The following is a 22,989-nucleotide window of genomic DNA, read 5'->3' as shown; positions in this document are numbered from 1 at the left end:
TCGTTCGACGGCCGTCTTCGTTCGTTTCTTGAGCGATCCGGCGCCTTGGGCGGCTTTTTGCGTGTACCGGCGTTGCGCGATCGATTCGGCGGTGCTACCGGTGGCACATTCCCAGGCTGTTTGATCTCATCGGCCATTCGACATCAGAACATCGACATCTCAGACCATTCTTCTTCGGTCAGCAGCTTGTTCAGGTCAACCACGATCAACAGGTCGCTGTCGCGGCTGGCCACACCCTGAATATAGCGCGAGCTCTCTTCGGTGCCGACGTTCGGCGCGGTATCGATCTCCGACTGGCGCAGCTCGACGACCTCGGCGACGCTGTCCACCAGGATACCGACGACCTGCTGCTCGGATTCGATGATCACGATCCGGCTCGAATCGTCGACCTCGGTGGTCGGCAGCCCGAAGCGGGTACGCGTATCGATAACGGTGACGACGTTGCCGCGCAGATTGACGATGCCCAATACATAGCTCGGCGCGCCCGGGACCGGCGCGATCTCGGTCACCCGCAGCACCTCCTGCACCTGCATCACGTTGATGCCATAGGTTTCGTCTTTCAGCCGGAAGGTCACCAGCTGGATTACTGCATCGCCGGAGGAGGTCTCTACCGCCGTATTGCTCATCGTTTCGTCTCCGTTATTGTTGCCCGAACGTCAAAAGTTCGTCTTCGGGCAGCGCCTGAATTTATTTACTGCACTATCTGTGCCTAATGCCGCTGCTCAGCGCGTTGGCGTCCAACAGCCCGCACATCTGGTCCGGCAACAGGCCCAACAACCACTCGCGCCCCGCTGCCTTGTGCCAACGCACCTGGTCGGCGTGCAGCACCAGCGTGTCGACGATCGCGTCGATTGCGATCGCCTTGCGGCCCTCGCCGAGCACCAGCAGGTACTTCGGATCATCCGCCGCGGCCGCAACGCCGATCACCCCGCCCAGATCGGCCACCACGGTGGACGCATCGCGATAGCGGAACACGCCGCGGTGCCAATGTGGCTGGCCCGGCACCCGGGTAACGTCGTCCGGATAGGGGCACACGCTATGCATCAACACCAGCGGCACGCCAAACCGGAACTCGCCGATGCGAAACAGCAGCGTGCGAAACCCGCCACCGACCCAAGCCGGAATCTCACTGTCGGCCGGTGGCTCAGCTTGCGTTTCCTTGGTTAGCGGCTGTTCGGTCGGTTCGTTTAGTGTCGGCGCCGGCGCATCGACAGGCGGTGTTTCGACGACCGGAGGCGCCACGCGCGGCTGTGCTGCCGGCGGCGCGGGCACGTCCGCATTCGCCGGGGGCACTTCCGCGAGCAGCGATTCGAGCAGGTTGCTGAGTGCGGCGTCCTGTTCGACGGTCGGCGTCGCTGGTGGTCGCATCAACGTCATCAGACCGCCTCGCGTGTTTCGCCGCCCTGGCCCTGCACCAGTTCTTCGAGCAAGCGGGCATAGGCGCGTACGCCGCGCGCGCGCGGATCGAATATGGCCGGCGGCAGTCCCTCTCGGCTAGCCTCGCGGAAACGGGTGTCGATCGGGATCACGCCGTTCCACAGATACTCGGCGTGATCGCGGCGCAACGCCGCGAGGCTGTCGTGCGAGGCGCGCGTGCGCTTGTCATAGAAGGTCGGCACCACCACCACATCCAGTGGTTGCGGCCGTGCCTTGGTCACCATCTTCAGCGTGTGCTGCAGACGTTCGAGGCCCTTGAGGGCGAGAAACTCGGTCTGCACCGGCACCACCAGGCGCTCGCAGGCCGCCAAGGCATTGATCACCAGCACGCCCAATACCGGCGGACAATCGATGAGGATGTAATCGAAACGCTCGCGAAGCTGGGCGACGGCGCGCGTCAGCACCAATCCCATGCCTTCGAGTCGGCCCGACTGGCGATCCAGCGTTGCCAGTGCGACGGCGGCCGGAATCAGGCTGAGCCCTTCGGTCTGCGTGTCCACAACGAGCGAGAACGGATCGACTGTACGTTTCTCGGCGACCGCCTCGAACAGGCTGTAGCTGCTGCGCGTGAGCGAATCCGGGTCGTGACCGAAATAGCTGGTCAGCGAACCGTGCGGATCGATATCGATCATCAGGGTGCGGAATCCCCAGGCCGCCAGCAGGCCGCCCAACGCCACGGTCGTGGTGGTCTTGCCCACACCACCTTTCTGATTGGCGATCGACCAGACCTTCATTGCAGGTTCACCGCCGGCCCTTCGGCCCACGGCACATCGTCGCCGCTGGCCGGTGCATTGTCGTTGGGATCGGCGAGTACGACCACGGTCACGCGGCGGTTCGCAGCGCGGCCTTTGTCGTTCGCATTGTCGGCGATCGGTCGGTGCTCGCCCATGCCGACGGCCGACATGCGCAGTGGATCGACGCCGCTGCGCGCCATGAAATGCACGACGCTCGCTGCGCGTGCGGCCGACAATTCCCAGTTGGACGGAAACGCCGAGGTCGCAATCGGTACGTTGTCGGTGTGCCCTTCCACCTGCAACTTGCTCGGGATGCGCGCCAGGGTCTTGGCCATTTCGCGCAACGCGCGCAAGGCATCGCGCGACAGGCGCGCCTCACCGGATGGAAACAGCATCTTCTCCTTCATCTCGATCTCGATACGTTCGCCTTCGCGCGTGATCCGCAGCAGATCGTTGTCGATGTATTCCTGCAGTGAGATCTGCAGTTCATCGGCGATACGCATGGCAGTGCCGTCTTCCTTGAAACGTTCGTCGAGAACACTGTTGCCCTCGCTCGGGTCGGCGTCTTTGCCCTTGCCTTCGCCCTCGGTCGCAGCCGCCGCCTGTTCCTCGCCATTGCCTTTGCCGCCGATCTCGCCGGCGTTGTTGGCGTCCATCTGCTTCGGCGCGAGCGGCCCTACCGGCATTGCGTTCATCGAACGCGGGCGCTCACCGATCTGGATCGGATCGTTGCTGCGCGGTTCGACCTTGAACACCGAACTCAAGGTCTCGGACAACACGCGATACTTGCCTTCGTTGACTGACGAAATCGAGTACATCACGACGAAAAACGCAAACAGCAAGGTGATGAAATCGGCATACGAAACCAACCAACGTTCGTGGTTCTCGTGTTCTTCATGGTGTTGTCGCCGCCGCGCCATGCGTTACCTCAACGCAGGAAACCCTGCAGGCGGGTCTCGATCTGACGTGGGTTCTCACCTTCGGAGATCGCAGCCAGGCCCTCGATGACCAGCTCGCGATAGTGGCTCTGTTGCTGCACATAGGCCTTCATCTTGGCCGCCATCGGCAACATGAAGAGGTTGGCCAGGCCGACCCCGTAGATGGTCGCGACGAACGCGGTGGCGATACCGCTGCCGAGCTTGGAGGGATCGCTGAGATTCTGCATTACGTGGATCAGGCCCATGACGGCGCCGATGATGCCGATGGTCGGCGAATAACCGCCCATCGCCTCAAGCACCTTGCAGGCCGCCAGGTCGAAACGTTCACGACTGTCCAGCTCCACCTCGAGGGTGCGCCGGATGTCGTCCGGCTCGTTGCCGTCGACCACCAGTTGCATACCCTTGCGAATGAACACGTCGCTCTCGAACTCGACGGCCGCCTCCAGCCCGAGCAGGCCATCCTTGCGCGCGATCTTGCTCCACTCGACGAGTTTCTCGATCGTTTCCGGCAGGCCGTGTTTGGGCGGCATAAACACCGTGCCCATCATGCGCATGCTGCGCAGAAACACCTGCATCGGGGTCTGTAACAGCACGGCACCTATGGTGCCGCCGAGCACGATGATCATCGCCGGGCCATTGGCGAGCGTGTCGATGTGACCGCCCTCCAGCCAGTTGCCGCCGAGGATCGCGGCAAAGGCAATGACGACGCCGATGAAACTCAGGATATCCATCGTGCTACGCCAACCCTGCCAAAGCGCTGCCAATCTGCTCGAGTGGCAGCACGCGGTCGGTCAAACCGGCCTTGGCGACGGAATAAGGCATGCCGTACACCACCGATGTCGCCTGGTCCTGGCTCCATACCGTGGCGCCGGCCCCCTTCAGGGCTCGCGCACCTTCGGTGCCGTCGGAACCCATACCGGTCAACACCACAGCCTGCACACCTTTGTTCAATGCGCGCGCCGCCGAATCGAACATGATGTCGACACTCGGCTTGTAGAGATGTTCACCACCCGGCGAGACGCGAACGCGCAGGCGTCCGCCTTGCGCATCGACGGTGGTCTGCATGCCACCGGGCGCGATCAGCACGCGGCCGGGCGACAACTCATCGCCGTTTGATGCCTGCGCAATGCCGATGCGGCAGACGTGATCGAGACGCTCGGCAAAGGTTGCCGAAAACTCCGCGGGCATGTGCACGGCGACCAGCACCGGATAGGGATAATTGGCAGGCAGCTCGTTGAGCACCTGCTGAATCGCAACCGGACCGCCGGTCGATGCGCCGATCACCACCAGGCGAACAGCGGCACGTCGGCGCTCGACGTTTCTCGGCGGCGGCGCGGCGGGCAGCGGGCGCGTCGGAACCGGTGCAACGTTGGTGGCGACCGCCATGTGGTGCCGCGACCGGTTGCTGCGTGCGATGCTGATAACGCGCTCGGCCAGGGTGCTGCTGGCATTGCCGTTGCCGACACCGATACCGCCCTGCTTGGCAAGAAAGTCGACGGCGCCGGCTTCCAGCGCCTCCAACGTCGACTTGGCGCCGTCGCGGGTCAGTGCAGAGAACATGATGATATTGGTTGGGTGCGTGCGCATGATCTCGCGCACGGCGGCAATGCCGTCCATCAACGGCATCGCGACATCCATAGTGATCAGATCGGGGTGCAGACGCGAGGCCATCTCGACGGCTTCGCGCCCATTGCTGGCTTCGCCGACGACGACGATATCGCCGTGCCGTTCCAGCTCCTGCTTGATTCGTTTGCGGAAGAAAGACGAATCATCGACGACGAGTACCCGGACTTTTCCCACCATGTGTTATCCAGGACTACGCCAATTTCGTCCTGCCTCTCCTTCGCAAACGATCAGTACCGACGTGCGTATTTGCGCATCAACCCGGGTACATCGAGGATCAATGCGATTTTGCCGTCGCCCGTGATGGTCGCGCCGGCCATGCCGTCGAGACCTTGCAGCAGGGCGCCGAGCGGTTTGATAACAACCTCTTCCTGGCCGACCAGAAAATCGACCACGAGACCGACCTGCACACCGCCGACATTGACCACGACCACATGTCCGTGATGCCCTTCCTGGCGCGTGTCGGCCATGCTGTGATCGGTAACCAACCAGTTGCGCAGATAGAACAGCGGCAAGGCACGATCACGCACACGGATGGTCAACTGACCGTCGACCGTATTGGTGCGCGTCAGGTCGAGGTTGAAAATCTCGACCACGCTGGCCAACGGCAGCGCGAACGGTTGACGGCCGAGAATCACCATCAAGGTCGGCAGGATCGCCAGTGTCAGCGGCAGCTTGACGATGATCTTGCTGCCCCGGCCGTGGACCGAATCGATCTCGACCGAGCCATTCATCTGCGCAATACGCGTCTTCACCACATCCATGCCGACGCCGCGGCCGGACACATCCGAGATCTCGGTCTTGGTCGAGAAACCGGGTTGGAAGATCAGGTTGTAGCAATCTTTGTCTTCCAGGCGTGCGGCTGCGTCTTCATCCATCATGCCCTTCTCGACCGCTTTCCCGCGCAGCACATCGGCATCCATACCCTTGCCGTCGTCTTCGATCGACAACAGGATGTGATCGCCTTCCTGCGCGGCCGACAGGATCACGGTGCCGCGACGCGGCTTGCCTGCCATCTCGCGCTCATCCGGCGACTCGATGCCGTGGTCGACGGCATTGCGCACCAGGTGAACCAGCGGGTCGGCCAGCGCCTCGACCAGGTTCTTGTCGAGGTCGGTGTCTTCACCGTTCAACACCAGGTCGACTTCCTTCTTCAGGTTGCGCGCCAGATCGCGCACCACGCGCGGGAAGCGACCAAAGATCTTTTTGACCGGCTGCATGCGGGTCTTCATGACCGACAGCTGCAGATCGGCGGTGACCACGTCCAGGTTGCCGACCGCATTGGCCAGTTCTTCGTCGGCCATTGTCGACTTGAGGGTCGCCAGGCGGTTGCGCACCAGTACCAGTTCGCCAACCATGTTCATGATGTCGTCAAGGCGCTGCGTATCGACACGCACCGTGGTTTCCGGTGCCGCGCCTTTGCCCGGACCGGCCGCTTTGTCGGCTGCCTTCGCCGGTGCTGCCTTGGCCGGCGCAGCGGCCTTGGCCGGAGCCGGTTTCTCGACCTTCTTCGGTGCTGCCGGCTCGGCTTTCTTTGCCTGTGGCGCGGGTGCCTCGGCAGCGGCCGGCTTCGCGGCGGCTGCCGGTTTGGGCGCGGCCGGAGCAGCTGCGGGCGCAGCGGGTTTGCTCGCCGCGGCGTCATCTGCCGGCGCGCTACTGAACTTGCCCTTGCCATGCAGCTCATCGAGCAGGGCTTCAAACTCGTCTTCGGTGATCTCGTCGCTGGTCGGGGTCGGGGCCGCGGCTGCTGCTGCGGGGGCGGCTTCGGTCTCGCCTTCTGCCGCGCCGCCGAACTTGCCCTTGCCATGCAACTGGTCGAGCAGTGCCTCGAACTCTTCTTCGGTAATATCGTCGCCGCCCGGTGCAACACCGGCCGCATCATCGGCTGCAGGCGCAGGCGCTGCCTCGGCCACCGGCTCGGGTTCCGCCACCGGTTCAGGTTCGGCTTGAACTTCAGGTTCGGCCGCAGGCGCTTCGGCGACCGCCTCGGCCTCGTCGCCACTGCCGTCATCGGGCTGGGTCAGCACTTCGAGGCGCGCCAGCAGATCCGGGTCGGCCGGCTCCGGCATTTCGCCTTCGACCAGGCGCTCCATCATTTCATTAACAACGTCCAGCGACTGCAGGATGGTATCCATGACGTGCGGCGTGACCGCGCGCTGCCCCTGGCGCAAAACGTTCAACAAGTCTTCGGCACGGTGGCAGGTCTCTACCAGCGGTGTAATCGCGAGGAATCCGGCACCGCCCTTGACGGTATGGAAACCGCGGAAGATCGCGTTCAGCAGATCCATGTCTTGCGGACTCTGCTCGAGATCGACCAGCTGTTCACCCAACTGCTCGAGGATCTCGTTGGCCTCTACCAAAAAGTCCTGGAGGATTTCGTCGTCTGCATCGAGACTCATCGTTTAGAACCCCAAACTTGAGAGCAGGTCATCGACGTCGTCTTGACCGCTAACCACATCGCCTTTGTCGACACCCGGTACTGCCGGCCCTTCCGCCGTGATATCCGGGCCGCTAGGCTGTTCTTCATCTTTCGGCTTCGCTTTGGCACCCGACAAGCGAACCAGCTCGACCAGCTTGCCTTCCACATCGTTGACCAGCTTGATCACCTTGCGGATCACCTGGCCGGTCAGATCCTGATAACCCTGGGCCATCAGCACTTCCGACAGCTTGCTGTGCAGTGCCTCTGAATTGGCCTGCGTGGCACCGAGAAACTTGCTGATCTCTGTGCTCAGATCACGGAAGTCGTCGACCGTCATCTGGCGCGAATTGAATTTGTCCCACTGTTCCGACAGGTGGTGCGCATCGTTGCGCAGGGTATCGGCCAGCGGCAGGCTGTCCTCAACCGCGCCGAGCGTGGTGTTGGCCGCCTGTTCGGTAGTCTGAATAACGTATTCCAGTCGTTCCGCCGCGTTCGGCATCTCAGTCTCGGCGATGTTCGCCAACTGGGCGTCCATCACAAAGCCATTGATCGAATCATGCAGCTCACGGGTCAGCCGGCCCACTTCCTGAAACAACATGCTGTCACGGAAACCTGCAAGCTGTGCGATAACCGAAATCGCTGCATCCTCGCTGCCGGATTCCAAGTGATCGACCAACGTTTTGGCCAGCTCCAGTTTTTCGCTTACTTGCTCGGGATTCTGTGCCATTAGGGTTTCCATAGTGCTGATCAGGCCGCGACGCGCTCAAAGATCTTGTTGATCTTTTCTTCCAGCGTGCCGGCAGTGAACGGCTTGACAACGTAACCGTTGACGCCCGCCTGGGCAGCTTCGACGATCTGTTCGCGCTTCGACTCGGCAGTAACCATCAGTACCGGCAGGGACTTGAGTTTTTCGTCGGCGCGCACGGCCTTGAGCAGGTCGATACCCTGCATACCGGGCATGTTCCAGTCGGTGATCAGAAAGTCGAAATTTCCACTCTGCAGCAGCGGTAGCGCGGTCATGCCATCGTCAGCTTCCTGTGTATTGGTGAAGCCAAGATCCCGCAGCAGGTTTTTGATAATCCGGCGCATCGTGGAGAAGTCGTCCACAACAAGGATCTTCATGTTCTTGTCCAAAGCAACCTCCGCACATCAGACAATGTGGCCCCGACGAAAAGGCCCGATTAATTGATTCATCCGGCGTATCGGCACTACGCCGAAAAACCGTAGGGATTTTTTTCTTGAAAAAGCTTATTTGAGCCCGTCTTCGGGCAGCCACTCGCCCAGACGCGAACGCAAACGCAATGCGGCCTGACTGTGTATCTGGCAGACGCGTGATTCGCTCACGCCGAGCACCTGGCCGATCTCGCGCAGGTTCAGCTCTTCGTCGTAATACAGGGCAATTACGAGGCGCTCGCGTTCCGGCAGGCTGGCGATGGCATCGCCGAGGGCTTCGCGGAAACGGCTCTTTTCCAGGCCGCGGTCGGGACCGTCTTCGAGCGAGTTACGCGTGCGTGCGGCCGTGGCGCCGCCTTCGTGCGGCACAACCTCGCCCACTTCACTCAGTTCTTCGTAGCTGAAGATGCGCGCACCCGACGCGTCCTGCAGAACCTGGTGGTATTCCTCGATCGACATGCCGAGCGATTCGGCAACCTCGACATCACGTGCGTCACGCCCTTCGGTGTTCTCGATCTCACGCATCGCATCGGCGACCATGCGCGCCTTGCGGTGTACCGAACGCGGCGTCCAGTCGGAACGGCGGATCTCGTCGAGCATCGCGCCGCGAATACGGATGCCGGCGTAGGTTTCGAAGCTCGCACCCTGGCTCGCATCGTAGTTGCGGCTGGCCTCGATCAAACCAATCATGCCCGCCTGAATGAGATCTTCGGCCTGCACCGACGGCGGCAGACGGTTCATCAGGTGGTAGGCGATGCGTTTTACCAGCGGCGCATGCCGGGTCACCAGGTCATCAAAACTTTGGTCTTTAACTGCATCATAAGTTGCAAGATTGCTCACAGCACCATCTCCCCATAGTCACTGGAATATTTGATAAGACGCTCGACGAAGAACTGCACCTGGCCATTTGCACCGCTCGGCTGCGGCCATGTTTCTATTTTTTTGGCCAGGCTGCGAAACACCTGCGCAGCCTTGCTGCGAGGGAACGCCTGTACTACCGGCTTTTGCGCCCGTACGGCTTTGCGCACACTCTCATCGAAAGGAATCGCACCCATGAAGCTCAGGGTGACGTCGAGGTACCGGTCGGTGACCCGGCACATCTTGGTATACAACTCGCGGCCTTCCTGCGCGCTGCGGATCATGTTGGCCAGGATCCGGAAACGCTGATGGCCATAGTCACGGTTCAACAACTTGATAATGGCGTACGCATCCGTGATCGACGCCGGTTCGTCACACACCACAACCACAATCTCGTGCGACGCGCGCGAGAAGCTCAACACCGTATCCGAGATGCCGGCCGCGGTATCCACGATCAGCAGCTCGGTGTCGGCCGCCAGTTCGCTGAACGCGCGAATCAGGCCGGTATGCTCGGCCGGGCTCAACTCGGCCAACGACTGCACGCCCGAGGCACCCGGAATCACCTTCATGCCGTTCGGGCCTTCGACCAGCACGTCTTCCAGGCTGCACTCGCCGCGCATCACGTGCGACAGGTCGTGCTGCGGGTGCAGACCGAGCACAACGTCGATATTCGCCAGGCCCAGATCGGCATCGAGCAGCATCACCTTCTTGCCGATCTCTGCCGCCGCAACGCCGAGATTCACGGAGACGTTGGTCTTGCCGACGCCGCCCTTGCCACCGGTAACGGCAATTGCGCGCACCGGACGTGGGTTTACCATCTGGCGCAGACCGGTAGCCTGATCAACATGGGTTTCAGGCGTTAGCATGTGAATGCACTCCTCCCAGAGCCAGAGCCGCATAGCCGGCGTCGATATCGTTCGGGTTTTCGTTCAACAGCTCGGCTGCGCGAGTCACCAGCGGATGCGCCTTGGCGGTCTGCAGGTCTTCCGGCACACGCTGGCCGTCGGTCACGAACGCCATCGGCAGGTCGGCCTGGATCAGTGCCGACATCAGGCTGCCCAGGCTGGCGGCCTCGTCGAGTTTGGTCAGCACACAGGCGTCCGGACGGAAGTCGGCGAACAGGCGCAGTGCACGTTGCACGGCCGCCGCCTCGGTGGTCGCCGAAAGGGCCAACAAAGTCGTCAAATGATGGCCGGCAGCCATCAGGGTTTCGCGCTGATCGATGATGCGCTCGTGCGCCGCCGACATGCCGGCGGTATCGATCAGGATCAGGCGACGATCGCCCAACATATTCAACGCCTCTTCCATCTCTTCAGGCGTGGTCGCGGTGCGTACCGGCACGTTGAGGATGCGCGCATAGGTCTGCAGTTGATCGCGTGCGCCGATGCGATAGCTGTCGGTGGTGATCAATGCAACGCTGCGGTGGCCGTAACGCAAGGCGAAACGTGCCGCCATCTTGGCAATCGTGGTGGTCTTGCCGACGCCGGTCGGGCCAACCAGGGCGACGATGCCGCCGCGGTCGAGTACATCGGTGTCGTGCACCCGCAGGTCACTGGCCAGCAGGTACAGCGCCTTGCGCCACGCCTGGTCGACCACCTCGATATCGCGCACCCGCTCCGACAGGCTGCGTGCAAGGTCAGCGCTCAGTCCGAGCGACATCAGGCGAGCGAGAAGTTCTTGAGAGTGCGGCGCACGCTGACCGAGGTCGTACCAGCTCATGCCGCTCAGTTCGGCCTGCATCCAACGACGCAGGTTCTGCATCTCGCGACGCATCTCGTCGAGCGCAGCCGAGTCATCGTGGTTGGCGTACAAGGACTCGGAGACCTGGCTTTCGTTGCGCGCCGGCTTGTGTTGCTGGGTAGGAATGCGCTGATCGGCGGTTTCTTCGACGTCATGCTCGACCAGGTCGACCGCGGCGGTCAGTTCGACGCCACCCTCGACCGATTTGTTCGACAGGATCACGGCGTCCTCGCCGAGCGCATCGCGAACCATGCGAAGGGCTTGGCGCATATCCTGGGCAACAAAGCGCTTGATTTTCATGTCCGGCGGTCCTCGTTTGGCCGGGACCGCCGTGGCGGCCCTCAGGGCTCTTTCGAATTCCGGCCGATCGTGCTGATCACTTTTATCTGCCGGTTATCGGGTATCTCGTTGTAAGAGAGGACGCGTAATCCCGGTACGCTGTGGCGGGCAAACTTGGCCATCCAGGGGCGTATCGCTGCGGCGACCAACAAGACACTTTCCTGTCCGCTGATCTCCTGCTGGCGAGCTGTCTCCTGCATCGCCGTCTGCAGCTGTTCGAGCATTCCCGGCTCGACACCGGCACCATCCTCTCCTGCGTTCGCGAGGGTCTGTTGCAAGAGGCGTTCCAATCCGGGCTCGAGAACGATTACCGGAATTTCTCCAATAGGACCAATGACTTGCTGAACGATGGAACGTGACAGGGCGACCCTGACGGAAGCCGTCAAAGTGCCGGCATCTTGACTTTTCGTCGCCTGCTCCGCCAGCGTTTCGGCAATCGTGCGCATGTCGCGGATCGGCACACCTTCCTGAAGCAGGTTCTGCAGCACGCGCAACACCACCGCCAACGGCAACAGCTTGGGCACCAGGTCCTCGACCAGCTTCGGCGCCGATTCGGCCAGGTTGTCGAGCAGCTGCTGCACCTCGTCGTGACCGAGCAGTTCATGCGCATGCGAGTGCAACAGCTCGCTCATATGGGTGGCGACCACGGTGCTGGCATCGACCACCGTATAGCCCATGGTCTGTGCCTGATCGCGCTGCGCGGCATCGATCCACACCGCGTCGAGACCGAACGCCGGATCGGTGGTCGGCGTGCCCTTGAGCTCGCCGAACACGCGACCGGGGTTGATCGCCATATCGCGATCGACGAACACTTCTGCCTCGCCGACCGGCACACCGTTGAGCGTGATGCGGTAGGCATTGGGCGACAGATCGAGGTTGTCGCGGATGTGCACCGACTGCACCAGGAAGCCGAGTTCCTGAGACAGCTTCTTGCGCACACCCTTGATGCGGTTCATCAACTGCCCGCCCTGGTCACGATCGACCAGCGGGATCAGGCGATAGCCGACCTCCAGGCCGATCACGTCGACCGGCTGCACATCCTGCCAGGTCAGTTCACGCATCTCGCCCGAGTCATCGGCCGGCACCAGGTCGTGGCCGGGGGCGCCGGCCGCAGTTGCGGTGGCGGTGGCAGCAACAGCGCCGGCCAGTGCCGGCTCGGCCTGACCTTCCTGCTTGCGCTTGGCGATCATGTAGGCCAGTCCGGCGATGCCGCCGCCGAGCAGCAGGAACACCAGGTTCGGCATGCCGGGGATCAGGCCGAGCATGACCAGGATCGCGGCGGTGATCGCCAGCGCGCGCGGATTGTCGAGCAGCTGGGTGGATACCTGGCTGCCGAGGTCTTCGGCGCTCGACACGCGGGTGACGATGATCGCCGCCGAGGTCGACAGCAACAGCGACGGCAACTGGGCGACCAGGCCGTCACCAATGGTCAGCAGGGCGTAGTTGCGCACGGCCGTACCGAAATCGAGATCGTGCTGGCCCATGCCGATGGCCAGGCCGCCGATGATATTGATCACCAGGATCAGGATGCCGGCAATCGCATCGCCGCGGACGAACTTCGAGGCACCGTCCATCGCGCCGTAAAAGTCGGCCTCGCTGGAGATCTCTTCGCGCCGCGTGCGCGCCTCTTCCTGGTCGATCAGACCGGAGTTCAGATCGGCGTCGATCGCCATCTGTTTACCGGGCATGGCGTCCAAGGTGAAGCGCGCGGAAACCTCGGATACGCGCCCCGCGCCCTTGGTGACCACGACGAAGTTGATGATCACCAGAATCGCGAACACCACCAGGCCGACGGCATAGTTGCCACCGATGACGAACTCACCGAAGGCCTCGATGACCTTACCCGCCGCGTCGCCGCCGTTATGCCCTTCGAGCAACACGATACGCGTCGACGCCACGTTCAACGCCAGGCGCAACAGCGTGGCGACCAGCAGCATCGACGGGAACATCGCAAAATCGAGCGGCCGCAAGGCATACACGGTGACCAGCAACACCACCAGCGACAGCGCGATGTTGAAGGTGAAGAACAGATCGAGCAGGAACGCCGGCAACGGCAGCACGATCATCGCCAGCAGCATGAGGATGACCAGCGGCGCACCCATACCGCGTGCACCGACCTGGCGGAAGACACCCATGACCTGGTCCATCATGCCGGCCCTCCGTGGGTGCGCATCGCCGGCACAACGCCGGGCATCAGAGTTGCGATAAAGCTGCGATCAATCATGCTGGTATTCCTCCGGCACCGGGTACGACTGCGGCGGTGTCGGGATATCGCCGCCCTGCTCACGGTAGGCACGCAACTGAAATACGTAGGCCAGCAACTGTGCGACCGCGAGGAACAAGGGGCCGGGTATCGGATGTTGAAGTTCGGTGCTGAAGTAGATCGCACGTGCCAGCATCGGCGCCTCGACCAGCGGCACCCGGTTGGCCTGACCGACCTCACGAATATTGGCCGCGATCAGCTCCTTGCCTTTGGCGATGACGATCGGCGCGCGCATCTTGTCCGGGTCATAACGCAAGGCGACGGCATAGTGCGTCGGGTTGGTAACGATGACATCGGCGTTGGGTACTTCCTGCATCATGCGGCGTACCGCCATCTCCATCTGCAGGCGACGGATACGGCTCTTGACCTCGGGTTTGCCCTCGGTCTGCTTGAGTTCTTCGCGCACTTCCTGCTGCGTCATCTTCAGGTCTTTGACGTATTGACGCATCTGGAACGGCACGTCGATCAGCGCCATCAGGATCAGCGTGGACGACAACAACAGCGATGCACCACCGACCATCTTCATCGCCTGCATCAGCGATTGTTCGACGTTGAGATCGCCCAGACGGATGATGTCGTTCGACCAGGCATACAGCAGCGCGACGGTGGCCGCCGCGACCAGTACGAACTTGGCCAGCGATTTGACCAGTTCGACCAGGCCGCGTACCGAAAACAGTTTCGCCATGCCTTTGATCGGGTCGAGCTTGCTGAACTTCGGCTGCAGCGCCTGGGTACTCACGTTGAAGCCGCCGAGCGCGATCGACGATGCCACCGCGACCACGATCATCACGCCGAAATACGGCAGCAGCATGAACAGCGCATCGCCGATCGCCTTGGTCAGGTGGGCCAACATCGCGTTCGGATCGAAGATGTCTTCGCGCTTCAGTGCGAACTGCTCGTTGAACAGCGTATGGAAGTTCTCGGTGAAGTACGGCCCGAGCATCATCACCGTAGCCAGACCCATCAGAGTCATCGCCGCGGTATTGAGCTCACGCGAACGCGGCACCTGCCCTTTTTCACGCGCATCGGCGATACGTTTGCCTGTGGGGTCTTGGGATTTTTCCTGACCGTCTTGGTTTTCAGCCATGCCACGTCACCTCGTTGTAAGGATGGCGGGCGCCTGGTCGAATGCCTCGAGTACCAGGTTGCCGAAGTTGGTCATGACCTGCGGTAGCGTGACCCAGATCAGAATGAAACCCATCAACAGGGTTACCGGGAAGCCGATTGCGATGATGTTGAGCTGCGGCGCGGCGCGCGATACCACGCCCATGCCGATGTTGATCAACAACAGCGAGATGATCACCGGCATCGCCATCAGGATGCCGGCGGCAAACATGCGCGACGCCCATTTCAACAATTCGTAGATGCCGGCGCGGCTGATGCCGTCGGTAGCCACCGGAATCACGGTGAAGGTGTCGACGATCGCCGAGATCAGCACCAGGTGACCGTTCATCATCAGAAAGGCGAGCATTGCCAGGATCAGCCAGAACTGCGCAATCACCGGCACCTGTACGCCGTTGGTCGGGTCCATCATGTTGGCAAAACCCAGGCCCATGCTGAACGCCATGATCTGCCCGCCGAAGATCAATGCGGCGAACACCATCTGCATCAGCAGGCCGAGTGCGACGCCGACGCCGATCTCCTGCACCAGGATGATCACCGCTTCCGGGCTGAATACCGAGACAACCGGCGAACTCGGGAGCACCGGCTGCACGAGCAACGTGATCAGCACCGACAGGATCAAACGCAATTGCACCGGGATCTGGCGCACGCTGAAGATCGGCGCCGCCATCATCATCGCGGTGATGCGCACCAGCGGCCAGAAGAAATCGGCCAGCCACTGGGCGAGTTGCGCCTCGGTGAAGTTCATACGTCACGTCAGCCGATGATGTACGGCACGTTCTCAACGAGGCGCTGGGTAAAACCGACGATCTGGCGCAGCATCCAGGGCCCGGCCGACATCAACACGATCGCGACCACGATCAATTTCGGCACGAAGCTCAGCGTCATCTCGTTGATCTGCGTCGCCGCCTGGAACATCGCGATGATCAGGCCGACGCCGAGCGACGCCAACAGGATCGGTGCGGCCAGCAGAATGGTCACTTCCATCGCCTGACGACCTACAGTCACTACGGTATCTGCATCCATCGCGGTCTCCTAAACGTAAAAACTCGTCGCCAGCGTACCGAGCACCAGCGCCCAGCCATCCACCAGCACGAACAGCATGATCTTGAACGGCAGCGAGATGATCAGCGGCGACAGCATCATCATGCCCATCGACATCAACACGCTCGCCACGACCAGGTCGATGACCAGGAACGGAATGAACAACAGGAAGCCTATCTGAAACGCCGTCTTCAACTCGCTGGTGGCAAAGGCCGGCATCAGCAAGGTAAAGGGCACGTCGGCCTCGCCCTGGAACTCTTCCTGGCCCGAGATGCGCGCAAACAAGGCCAGGTCATCGTCGCGCGTCTGCGCCAGCATGAACTCGCGCAACGGAATCTGCGCCGCATCGAGTGCGGCCTGTGCGGTCATCTCGTCCGCCAGGTACGGGCGCAGGGCGGTCTCGTAGACCTCGGACAACACCGGGCTCATGATGAAGAACGTCAGGAACAGGGCCAGGCCGAGCAGCACCTGATTCGACGGTGTCTGTGCCGTGCCCAGCGCCTGGCGCAGGATCGACAGCACGATGATGATGCGGGTGAACGAGGTCATCAGGATCAACGCTGCCGGCAACATGCTGAGCGCCGTCATGAGCAGCAGCACCTGAATCGACAACGTATAGGTTTGCTCGCCGCCCTCGCCCGGCGTCACGGTCAGTGCCTCGACCCCAGGCGCGGCAAACACGCTGGGTGCGATCAAGCACAGGGTGAACACAAACAGTGCTTTCATGGCGCATCTTCCTTGTGGGTGTCGACAGCTTGAGCGTCGACCGGCTGCTCTGCCGGAGTGGCCGCCGCCCGCTCCAGTTGCTGCGCGAAATCGGTCGTGCCGCTTGCCGACTCGTCGAGCACCATCAACGTCTGCACCCGTCCGGGCGCGATGCCGACCAGCAGACGGCGGCCTTCCACCGACAACAACACCGCCTTTTCACGCGCGCCGAGCGATACCCCGCCCAGTACCTGGACCTGCCCCTTGTTGATGCCCGGCGTCTGTACGAAGCGCTTAACCACCCATGCCAGGGCCAGCATGATCGCCAACACGACGACCAACCCGACCGCGGTATCGATCAGGTTGGACGTGCTCAGCGGCGATTCGCCCAGGCGAGCAGAAGCCTCGCCCTGCGCTGCCCCAACAGCCTCGGCCATCAGAAGCAGGGGCGCAGTCAGTAGAAACTTGCTTGTCATTGCGGCTACCGCGTATGTGTTCCGTTTACGGCTGTGATATCGGGCATCGACATGGCTATCAGGCAGTCAGTTTCTTGACCCGGTCGGCCGGGCTGACGATATCGGTCAGACGGATACCGAACTTCTCGTTGACCACCACGACCTCGCCTTGCGCGATCAAGGTGCCGTTGACCAGCACGTCCATCGGCTCGCCGGCCAGTCGGTCGAGCTCAACGACCGAACCCTGGTTGAGTTGCAGCAGGTTGCGGATGTTGATGCGCGTACGCCCGATCTCCATCGAGATAGTGATCGGCACATCGAGGATTGCGTCGATCTTGACGTCGCCGGACAGGCTGGCCGAGGCCTCCGGTTGCAGCTGTTCGAAATGCGCTGCCTCCGCCGCTTCGGTGTGGTCCTGCTCTTCCAGCGCCGCTGCCCATTCATCTGCCAGGGCTTCGTCTGCACTCTTGTCGTCGCTCATCGCGTTTTCCGCCTAGTTAAGCTTGTTCACTGGGCACCAACTGGGTGCCTTCCTGTTTCTTTGTCTGGCTCAGCAACTCGTGCAACTTGCGCGAGCTGCTGCGTTCGATCCATTCGGCGATCTTTATCGAGTAACTGTTGTTGTGTACGCCGAGCGAGCCGCGGAATATCGGCAGGCTCTCGGCGGTTACTTCGTGTAGATCGGGCACGTCGAGAGGAATGATGTCGCCGACTTCCAGCGCGGCGATATCGCGCAGCGCCAGGGTCGCTTCGCCGAACACACTGGCGATCTCGATGCTGGCGTTCATGACCTCTTCGCGCATCGCCAGCTCCCAACGTTCGTCGGTCTCGCCACGGTCACTCTGCACGCCCGCATCGAGCAGGTCGCGGATCGGTTCGAGCATCGAGTACGGCAGGCAGATATAGAAATCACCGCCGCCCGATTCGAGGTCGACGTTGAAGGTGGTCACCACAACAACCTCCGACGGCGACACGATGTTGGCGAACTGCGGATTGACCTCGGAATTGACGTACTCGAAGGTGATATCGAGCACCGGCTGCCACGCCAGTTTCAGATCGCCATAGGCCATGCCCAGCAGGATCTGCACCACGCGCAATTCGGTCGGGGTGAAATCACGACCCTCGATCTTGGTATGAAAACGCCCGGTGCCGCCGAAGAAGCTGTCAACCACGCTGAACACCAGCTTGGGGTCGAGCACGAACAGCGACTTGCCGCGCAGTGGCGATACCTTCGTTACGTTCAGGCTGGTCGGTACGAACAGACTGTGCACGAATTCGGAGAACTTCAGCATCTGCACGCCGGATACCGAGATATCCGCACTGCGACGCAACATGTTGAACAGGCTGGTTCTGAAATAGCGCGCGAAACGTTCGTTGATCATCTCCAGCGTCGGCAGACGACCGCGAACGATGCGGTCCTGGCTGGCGAAGTCATAACCCCGCGCCTCGCCCGGCTCCAGGCCCTCGTCCGTGCCGGTTTCGACGCCGCCGCTATCGACGCCGTGTAACAGCGCATCGATTTCGTCTTGTGAAAGAAGATCTGAGCCAGCCATGATTACTGCATCACGAAACGGGTGAAGTACACGCCCTTGATCTCGCCGGGCTCGTTCAGTTCTTTGAGCTGTTCGCCGAGATTCGTCTGAACCGCTTCCTGCAACGCCGTGACACCTTCGGGTGTCAGCAAGACGTCGGCCTGCTGTTCCTCGAGCAGGTTGAGCAGGTTGTGGCGGATCATCGGGTCGTTGGTGGTCAGGGTGTCGACCACGCTCTGGTGATGGGTTCGAATCTCGATCGCGACCTGCAACATGCCGGCATGACCGCCCGACGGCAGATTGACGATGAACGGCGGATCGAGCTTGTGGTACAGGGCCGGACCCTCTTCAGCGGCCGGCGCCTCCCCTGCCTCCTCGGTAGCGGCGGTCTCCTCGCCCTCTTCTTCGCCGCCCAGCAGAAAGAACGCTGCACCACCACCGACGAGCAGCAGTACGACGACCGCGGCGATGATGATGATCAGCTTCTTTTTGCCGCCGGGGGCCTGCTCTTCACCGGCGATATCTTTTTCGTCTGCCATGGGTGCGAATCCGTCCTCGATAGCGATTGTTGACGCACAGAACCGTTTGCAGCGGAGGACTGCAAACGCTGTGCCACTGCCAACGCGAATTTTTTATCCCTATTTTTCAATTACTTAAAATTTGCACTTGATTGAACGTCAGGCATTTGACGAATCAGCGGGGATTGCACGGGCTAAAAAATTGGCAGCCGGCGGGCCGCCGATCGAGGCATCGGGGTTACCGACGGGACGGTGGGGATGCCGATGTCGGCGCGGGGCGGCTCAGCGCCGCAGAACGGCGAGCCAGCGCCAGAAATTGAGCAGGCTGGCGAGCGAGGCGGCGACGTAGGTCCAAGCGGCGGCACGCAGGATGTCGCGTGCGGCCGGCACCTGGTCGGGGTGCAGATAGCCGGCCTCGAGAATCGGCATCGCCTTGCCGAACGAGGCATCGATCTCCACCGGCAGGGTCACGAACTGCACCAGCACACCGAAACCCAACACCAGGAACCCGCCGGCCAGCGAAATCAGCACCGGCGAAGGCGCCCTTGTCGCCAGGCCGAGCAAGGGGGCGGCAAACAACATCATCGAGCCAAGCCGGGTCGCCCAGATGGAGGCCATCGCCAGGCGCGAACGCAATTGAAACATCGGCTCATCGGCGGCGTGCTGCATCGCATGACCGCACTCGTGCGCGGCAACCGTGATCGAGGTCAACGTCTTGCCGTCGAACTTGTCTGGGGTAAGGCGTACGCATCTGGCCTGCGGATCGTAGTGATCGCCGGCGTCGGTGCGTTCGACGTCTACCCCGTCGAGACCGAGTCGTGCGAGCAGATGGCGCGCGAACTCGCCGCCGGTGCCGGGAAAGTTGCTCTCCGGCTCACGGTGGTAACGCGCCATGACCCGCTGCACCCAGAACTGCGGTAGATAGACCATGGCAACAACTGCGACGATGATCAGCAGATAGACCATTCAACCTTCCCATTCAACCTTCCCATTCGGCCGCCGCACGTTGGCCTGCCCGGACATCCACCCGGCCCAACAGCCAGCCGCCTGCCACGAACAGCAACAGCACGCTCAATATACCCATGCGGGCGCTGTCGCTCAGCACGGCGACCCAACCGACCAGCAGCGGGCCGACCACCGCAGCGAACTTACCCATCATGTTGTACAGACCGAACAAACGCCCGGCATGTTCCGTAGGGATTAGGCGCGCGTACAGTGCCCGGCTCATCGCCTGGATACCGCCCTGCACCAGGCCGATGACCACGGCCAGGCCGTAGAACTCCCACTCGGCGCGCATCTGCGATGCCCAGAACACGACGATCACATAGACCACCAGAGCCAGCCAGATCGCATGCTTGGCGCCGATGCGGTCACCGATGCGCCCAAAAACCAGCGCCGCGGGAAAACCGACGAATTGCGTGATCAACAGCGCGGTCAGCAGGCCCTCGGCGGCGAAGCCCAGCGACATGCCGTAATCGACTGCCATGCGCACAATCGTGTCGACGCCATCGATATAGCACCAATAGGCCAGCAGGAAGGTGAACGCCATCGGCAGGCTACGCAGCAATCGCCAGGTCGCGACCAACTCTGCCCAGGCCTGGCGCAATCCCCTGCCGTCGCGTGTCGTAGCATGACCCTGCTCATGGACATACAACATGACAGGCAGGGAGAACACCGCCCACCAGATCGCCACCATCAGAAAGGCCAGGCGTACCGACTCGGCCTTATCGGCCAGGCCAAAGCTTTGCGGATACAACACCATCAGCACATTGACCGTGAACAGCAGCCCGCCCCCGAGGTAACCCAGGGCATAGCCGAGCGCCGAGACCCTCTCGACCTCGTCTTTCGCCGCCACGTCGAGCAACATCGCGTCGTAGGTGACATTGGCGCCGGCGAAGCCGACCACGCCGAACACATACAGGCCCGCGGCGACCAGCCAATAACCCTCGGCGACCAGGAACAGGCCGGCGCTCATCAACACCCCGAGGGTCGTCAGCATCAACAGCAGGCCCTTCTTGCGTCCACTTCGATCGGCGATGACACCCAGCAATGGCGCCAGCAGCATGACGAGTAACGAGGCGATCGCGTTGGCAGTGCCCAGGCGAGCGGTACTCTCGGTCACCGACACATCCGCCGACCAGTAGGATTTGAAGAACACGGGAAAGAAACCGGCCATCACGGTCGTCGCGAACGCGGAGTTGGCCCAGTCGTACAAGGCCCACGACCACTGCGAACGACGACCGGCCGGGAGCGTGTCGGCCATCAGCTCTTGATGCCGACACCACGGGCCAGCAGCCACATGGCGAACGAGCCCAAGGCAATGATGAAGCCGATGATGATGGCGAAGGCGGGCCACATCGGGATGTCACTGACACCGAGCAGGCCGTAGCGGAAGGCGTTCACCATGTACAACACCGGGTTGGCCAGCGAGGCCTTCTGCCAGAACTCGGGCAGCATACTGATCGAGTAGAACACGCCGCCGAGGTAGGTCAGCGGCGTCAACACGAACGTCGGAATGATCGAGATATCGTCGAAGCTGTTGGCGTAGACCGCGTTGATAAACCCTGCCGTAGCGAACAACACCGACGTCAGCACAAACACCGCCAGCGTCACGCCGTAGCTGTGGATGCTCAGATCGGTAAACAGCAACGAGATGATCGTGACCACGGTACCGACGACCACGCCACGCGCTACACCCCCGCCGACATAGCCGGCGAGGATAATGACGTTCGGCAGCGGTGCGATCAGCAGCTCTTCGATGTTGTGCTGAAACTTGCTGCTGTAGAAGCTCGACACCACGTTGGCGTAACTGTTGGTGATCACCGACATCAGGATCAGGCCCGGCACGATGAAGTCGATGTAGCGAAAGCCGTCCATATCGCCGATCTGCGATCCGATCAGCTTACCGAAGATCACGAAGTACAGCGCCGTGGTGATCGCCGGCGGCAACACCGTCTGCACCCAGATGCGGCTGAAGCGCAGGATCTCCTTGGTCAGGATGGTCTTGAACGCAACCCAGTACACCGACGCGTTGTTCACGATGCGTCTCCCCGCAGCTCGACGCCGCTGCGCACCAGGTCGATGAACAGCTGCTCCAACCGGTTCTGCTTGTTGCGCATGCTGACCACCTCGATGCCACGCGCGTTGAACGCCTCGAACAGGGAGTTCAAGCCGAGGTCGCGCGTGACCGACACCTCCAAGGTGGTGCTGTCGAGCGGGTTGATGACGAAGCCGGGGATCTGATCGATATGTTCCAGCGGTTCGCGCACATCGAGGACGAAGGTCTCGGTATGCAGGCGACGCAGCAGCTCACCCATGGCCGCGCGTTCGGCGATCACGCCACGGTTGATGATCGCGATATGCCGACACAGGCTTTCGGCTTCTTCGAGGTAGTGCGTGGTCAGGATGATGGTGGTGCCGGCCTTGTTGATCTCGCGCAGGAACTCCCACATCGTGTGGCGAATCTCGATATCGACGCCCGCGGTCGGCTCATCGAGTATCAGCAGGCGCGGCTTGTGCACCAGGGCGCGGGCAATCATCAGGCGACGCTTCATGCCGCCCGACAGGTCGCGCGCCTGTGCATCGCGTTTGCCCCAAAGATCGAGTTGCTTCAGTGTGCGCTCGGCGCGCTGGTAGGCCTCGCGCCGCGGGATGCCGTAGTAACCCGCCTGGTTGACGACGATCTCGACAACCGGTTCGAACACGTTGAAGTTGAATTCCTGCGGCACCAGGCCGATGCTCGACTTGACCTTCGTCGGCTCGCTGTCCAGATCGTGGTCGAACACGCTGACCTTACCGGCGCTCTTGTTGACCAGCGAGCTGATGATGCCGATCGCGGTCGACTTGCCCGCGCCGTTCGGACCGAGCAAGGCGAAGAAGTCGCCCTCGTCGACCTCCAGATCGATGCCGCACAGCGCCTCGTGACCGTTCTTATAGGTCTTGCGCAGGTCTTGCAGCACCAAAGCCTTCATGAAACCGACTCAATTCGTGGGTGAGCCGTTCATTCTAAACCACCCGCATCAATCGAGTACGACCAAACCAGCCCCACGATCTGCAAGGTGATGGACCCGGCGACCAAGCCCTTACCCT

At 61.8% G+C, this 22,989-nt stretch carries 25 protein-coding genes; all 25 read right to left on the bottom strand.

Features of this window, described 5'->3' with window-relative positions; genetic code table 11:
• Window positions 1–143: 143 nt before the first annotated feature.
• Complete coding sequence (locus B1781_RS06875) at window positions 144–626, bottom strand: chemotaxis protein CheW (RefSeq protein ID WP_078118951.1); 483 nt, start codon at window positions 624–626, stop codon at window positions 144–146.
• A 73-nt stretch (window positions 627–699) separates the two neighbouring features.
• Window positions 700–1,377 (bottom strand): chemotaxis protein CheW, encoded by a 678-nt coding sequence (locus tag B1781_RS06870; protein ID WP_078118950.1) that lies wholly within the window; start codon window positions 1,375–1,377, stop codon window positions 700–702.
• Entirely contained in the window at window positions 1,377–2,171 is a 795-nt protein-coding gene (locus tag B1781_RS06865) for a ParA family protein (RefSeq protein WP_078118949.1), read from the bottom strand. Before B1781_RS06865 ends, B1781_RS06870 begins: the two co-directional genes overlap by 1 nt.
• Window positions 2,168–3,091 carry a flagellar motor protein MotD gene (gene motD, locus B1781_RS06860; RefSeq protein WP_078118948.1) on the bottom strand — a complete coding sequence of 308 codons (924 nt, stop codon included), beginning with the start codon at window positions 3,089–3,091 and terminating at the stop codon, window positions 2,168–2,170. The genes B1781_RS06865 and motD overlap by 4 nt, the downstream gene beginning before the upstream one ends.
• An 8-nt stretch (window positions 3,092–3,099) precedes the next feature.
• Window positions 3,100–3,840: a flagellar motor protein gene (locus B1781_RS06855; RefSeq protein WP_078118947.1), complete on the bottom strand. Its 741-nt coding sequence runs from the start codon at window positions 3,838–3,840 to the stop codon at window positions 3,100–3,102.
• A gap of 4 nt (window positions 3,841–3,844) precedes the next feature.
• Window positions 3,845–4,912 (bottom strand): protein-glutamate methylesterase/protein-glutamine glutaminase, encoded by a 1,068-nt coding sequence (locus tag B1781_RS06850; RefSeq protein WP_078118946.1) that lies wholly within the window; start codon window positions 4,910–4,912, stop codon window positions 3,845–3,847.
• 50 nt (window positions 4,913–4,962) lie between these two features.
• Entirely contained in the window at window positions 4,963–7,131 is a 2,169-nt protein-coding gene (locus B1781_RS06845) for a chemotaxis protein CheA (RefSeq protein ID WP_078118945.1), read from the bottom strand.
• A gap of 3 nt (window positions 7,132–7,134) precedes the next feature.
• Window positions 7,135–7,878 carry a protein phosphatase CheZ gene (locus B1781_RS06840; protein WP_078118944.1) on the bottom strand — a complete coding sequence of 248 codons (744 nt, stop codon included), beginning with the start codon at window positions 7,876–7,878 and terminating at the stop codon, window positions 7,135–7,137.
• Between the two features lie 20 nt (window positions 7,879–7,898).
• Entirely contained in the window at window positions 7,899–8,273 is a 375-nt protein-coding gene (gene cheY, locus B1781_RS06835) for a chemotaxis response regulator CheY (RefSeq protein WP_456300674.1), read from the bottom strand.
• A gap of 126 nt (window positions 8,274–8,399) precedes the next feature.
• Entirely contained in the window at window positions 8,400–9,164 is a 765-nt protein-coding gene (locus tag B1781_RS06830; protein ID WP_078118942.1) for an RNA polymerase sigma factor FliA, read from the bottom strand.
• Window positions 9,161–10,048: a P-loop NTPase gene (locus tag B1781_RS06825; RefSeq protein WP_174575401.1), complete on the bottom strand. Its 888-nt coding sequence runs from the start codon at window positions 10,046–10,048 to the stop codon at window positions 9,161–9,163. Before B1781_RS06825 ends, B1781_RS06830 begins: the two co-directional genes overlap by 4 nt.
• Window positions 10,035–11,222: a flagellar biosynthesis protein FlhF gene (flhF, locus tag B1781_RS06820; protein ID WP_078118940.1), complete on the bottom strand. Its 1,188-nt coding sequence runs from the start codon at window positions 11,220–11,222 to the stop codon at window positions 10,035–10,037. The genes B1781_RS06825 and flhF overlap by 14 nt, the downstream gene beginning before the upstream one ends.
• 41 nt (window positions 11,223–11,263) lie before the next feature.
• Window positions 11,264–13,408, bottom strand: coding sequence for a flagellar biosynthesis protein FlhA (gene flhA / locus B1781_RS06815; protein WP_078121953.1), 2,145 nt, complete (start codon window positions 13,406–13,408; stop codon window positions 11,264–11,266).
• Window positions 13,409–13,477: 69 nt separating this feature from the next.
• Window positions 13,478–14,611: a flagellar biosynthesis protein FlhB gene (gene flhB, locus B1781_RS06810; protein WP_078118939.1), complete on the bottom strand. Its 1,134-nt coding sequence runs from the start codon at window positions 14,609–14,611 to the stop codon at window positions 13,478–13,480.
• Window positions 14,612–14,617: 6 nt separating this feature from the next.
• Window positions 14,618–15,394 carry a flagellar biosynthetic protein FliR gene (gene fliR / locus B1781_RS06805; protein ID WP_078118938.1) on the bottom strand — a complete coding sequence of 259 codons (777 nt, stop codon included), beginning with the start codon at window positions 15,392–15,394 and terminating at the stop codon, window positions 14,618–14,620.
• Window positions 15,395–15,402: 8 nt separating this feature from the next.
• Window positions 15,403–15,672: a flagellar biosynthesis protein FliQ gene (gene fliQ / locus B1781_RS06800; protein WP_078118937.1), complete on the bottom strand. Its 270-nt coding sequence runs from the start codon at window positions 15,670–15,672 to the stop codon at window positions 15,403–15,405.
• Window positions 15,673–15,681: 9 nt separating this feature from the next.
• Complete coding sequence (gene fliP, locus B1781_RS06795; RefSeq protein WP_078118936.1) at window positions 15,682–16,416, bottom strand: flagellar type III secretion system pore protein FliP; 735 nt, start codon at window positions 16,414–16,416, stop codon at window positions 15,682–15,684.
• Window positions 16,413–16,871: a FliO/MopB family protein gene (locus B1781_RS06790; RefSeq protein ID WP_078118935.1), complete on the bottom strand. Its 459-nt coding sequence runs from the start codon at window positions 16,869–16,871 to the stop codon at window positions 16,413–16,415. Before B1781_RS06790 ends, fliP begins: the two co-directional genes overlap by 4 nt.
• 58 nt (window positions 16,872–16,929) lie before the next feature.
• Window positions 16,930–17,331 (bottom strand): flagellar motor switch protein FliN, encoded by a 402-nt coding sequence (gene fliN, locus B1781_RS06785; RefSeq protein ID WP_078118934.1) that lies wholly within the window; start codon window positions 17,329–17,331, stop codon window positions 16,930–16,932.
• Window positions 17,332–17,347: 16 nt separating this feature from the next.
• Window positions 17,348–18,403, bottom strand: coding sequence for a flagellar motor switch protein FliM (fliM, locus tag B1781_RS06780; RefSeq protein WP_078118933.1), 1,056 nt, complete (start codon window positions 18,401–18,403; stop codon window positions 17,348–17,350).
• A gap of 2 nt (window positions 18,404–18,405) precedes the next feature.
• Window positions 18,406–18,921 (bottom strand): flagellar basal body-associated FliL family protein, encoded by a 516-nt coding sequence (locus B1781_RS06775; protein ID WP_078118932.1) that lies wholly within the window; start codon window positions 18,919–18,921, stop codon window positions 18,406–18,408.
• Between the two features lie 261 nt (window positions 18,922–19,182).
• The gene (locus tag B1781_RS06770) at window positions 19,183–19,866 is read right to left on the bottom strand and encodes a zinc metallopeptidase (RefSeq protein WP_078118931.1); all 684 of its coding nucleotides are present in this window, start codon (window positions 19,864–19,866) and stop codon (window positions 19,183–19,185) included.
• Window positions 19,867–19,879: 13 nt separating this feature from the next.
• Window positions 19,880–21,163, bottom strand: coding sequence for an MFS transporter (locus tag B1781_RS06765; RefSeq protein ID WP_078118930.1), 1,284 nt, complete (start codon window positions 21,161–21,163; stop codon window positions 19,880–19,882).
• Window positions 21,163–21,939, bottom strand: coding sequence for an ABC transporter permease (locus B1781_RS06760; protein WP_078118929.1), 777 nt, complete (start codon window positions 21,937–21,939; stop codon window positions 21,163–21,165). Before B1781_RS06760 ends, B1781_RS06765 begins: the two co-directional genes overlap by 1 nt.
• Complete coding sequence (locus B1781_RS06755; protein WP_078118928.1) at window positions 21,936–22,871, bottom strand: ABC transporter ATP-binding protein; 936 nt, start codon at window positions 22,869–22,871, stop codon at window positions 21,936–21,938. Before B1781_RS06755 ends, B1781_RS06760 begins: the two co-directional genes overlap by 4 nt.
• Window positions 22,872–22,989: the final 118 nt, after the last annotated feature.

The sequence above is a fragment of the Thiosocius teredinicola genome (assembly GCF_002009425.1).
Taxonomy (GTDB): Bacteria; Pseudomonadota; Gammaproteobacteria; order Chromatiales; family Chromatiaceae; genus Thiosocius; species Thiosocius teredinicola.
The sequence above is the reverse complement of the archived record's forward strand: the minus strand, read 5'-3'. Positions and strand labels throughout refer to the sequence as shown.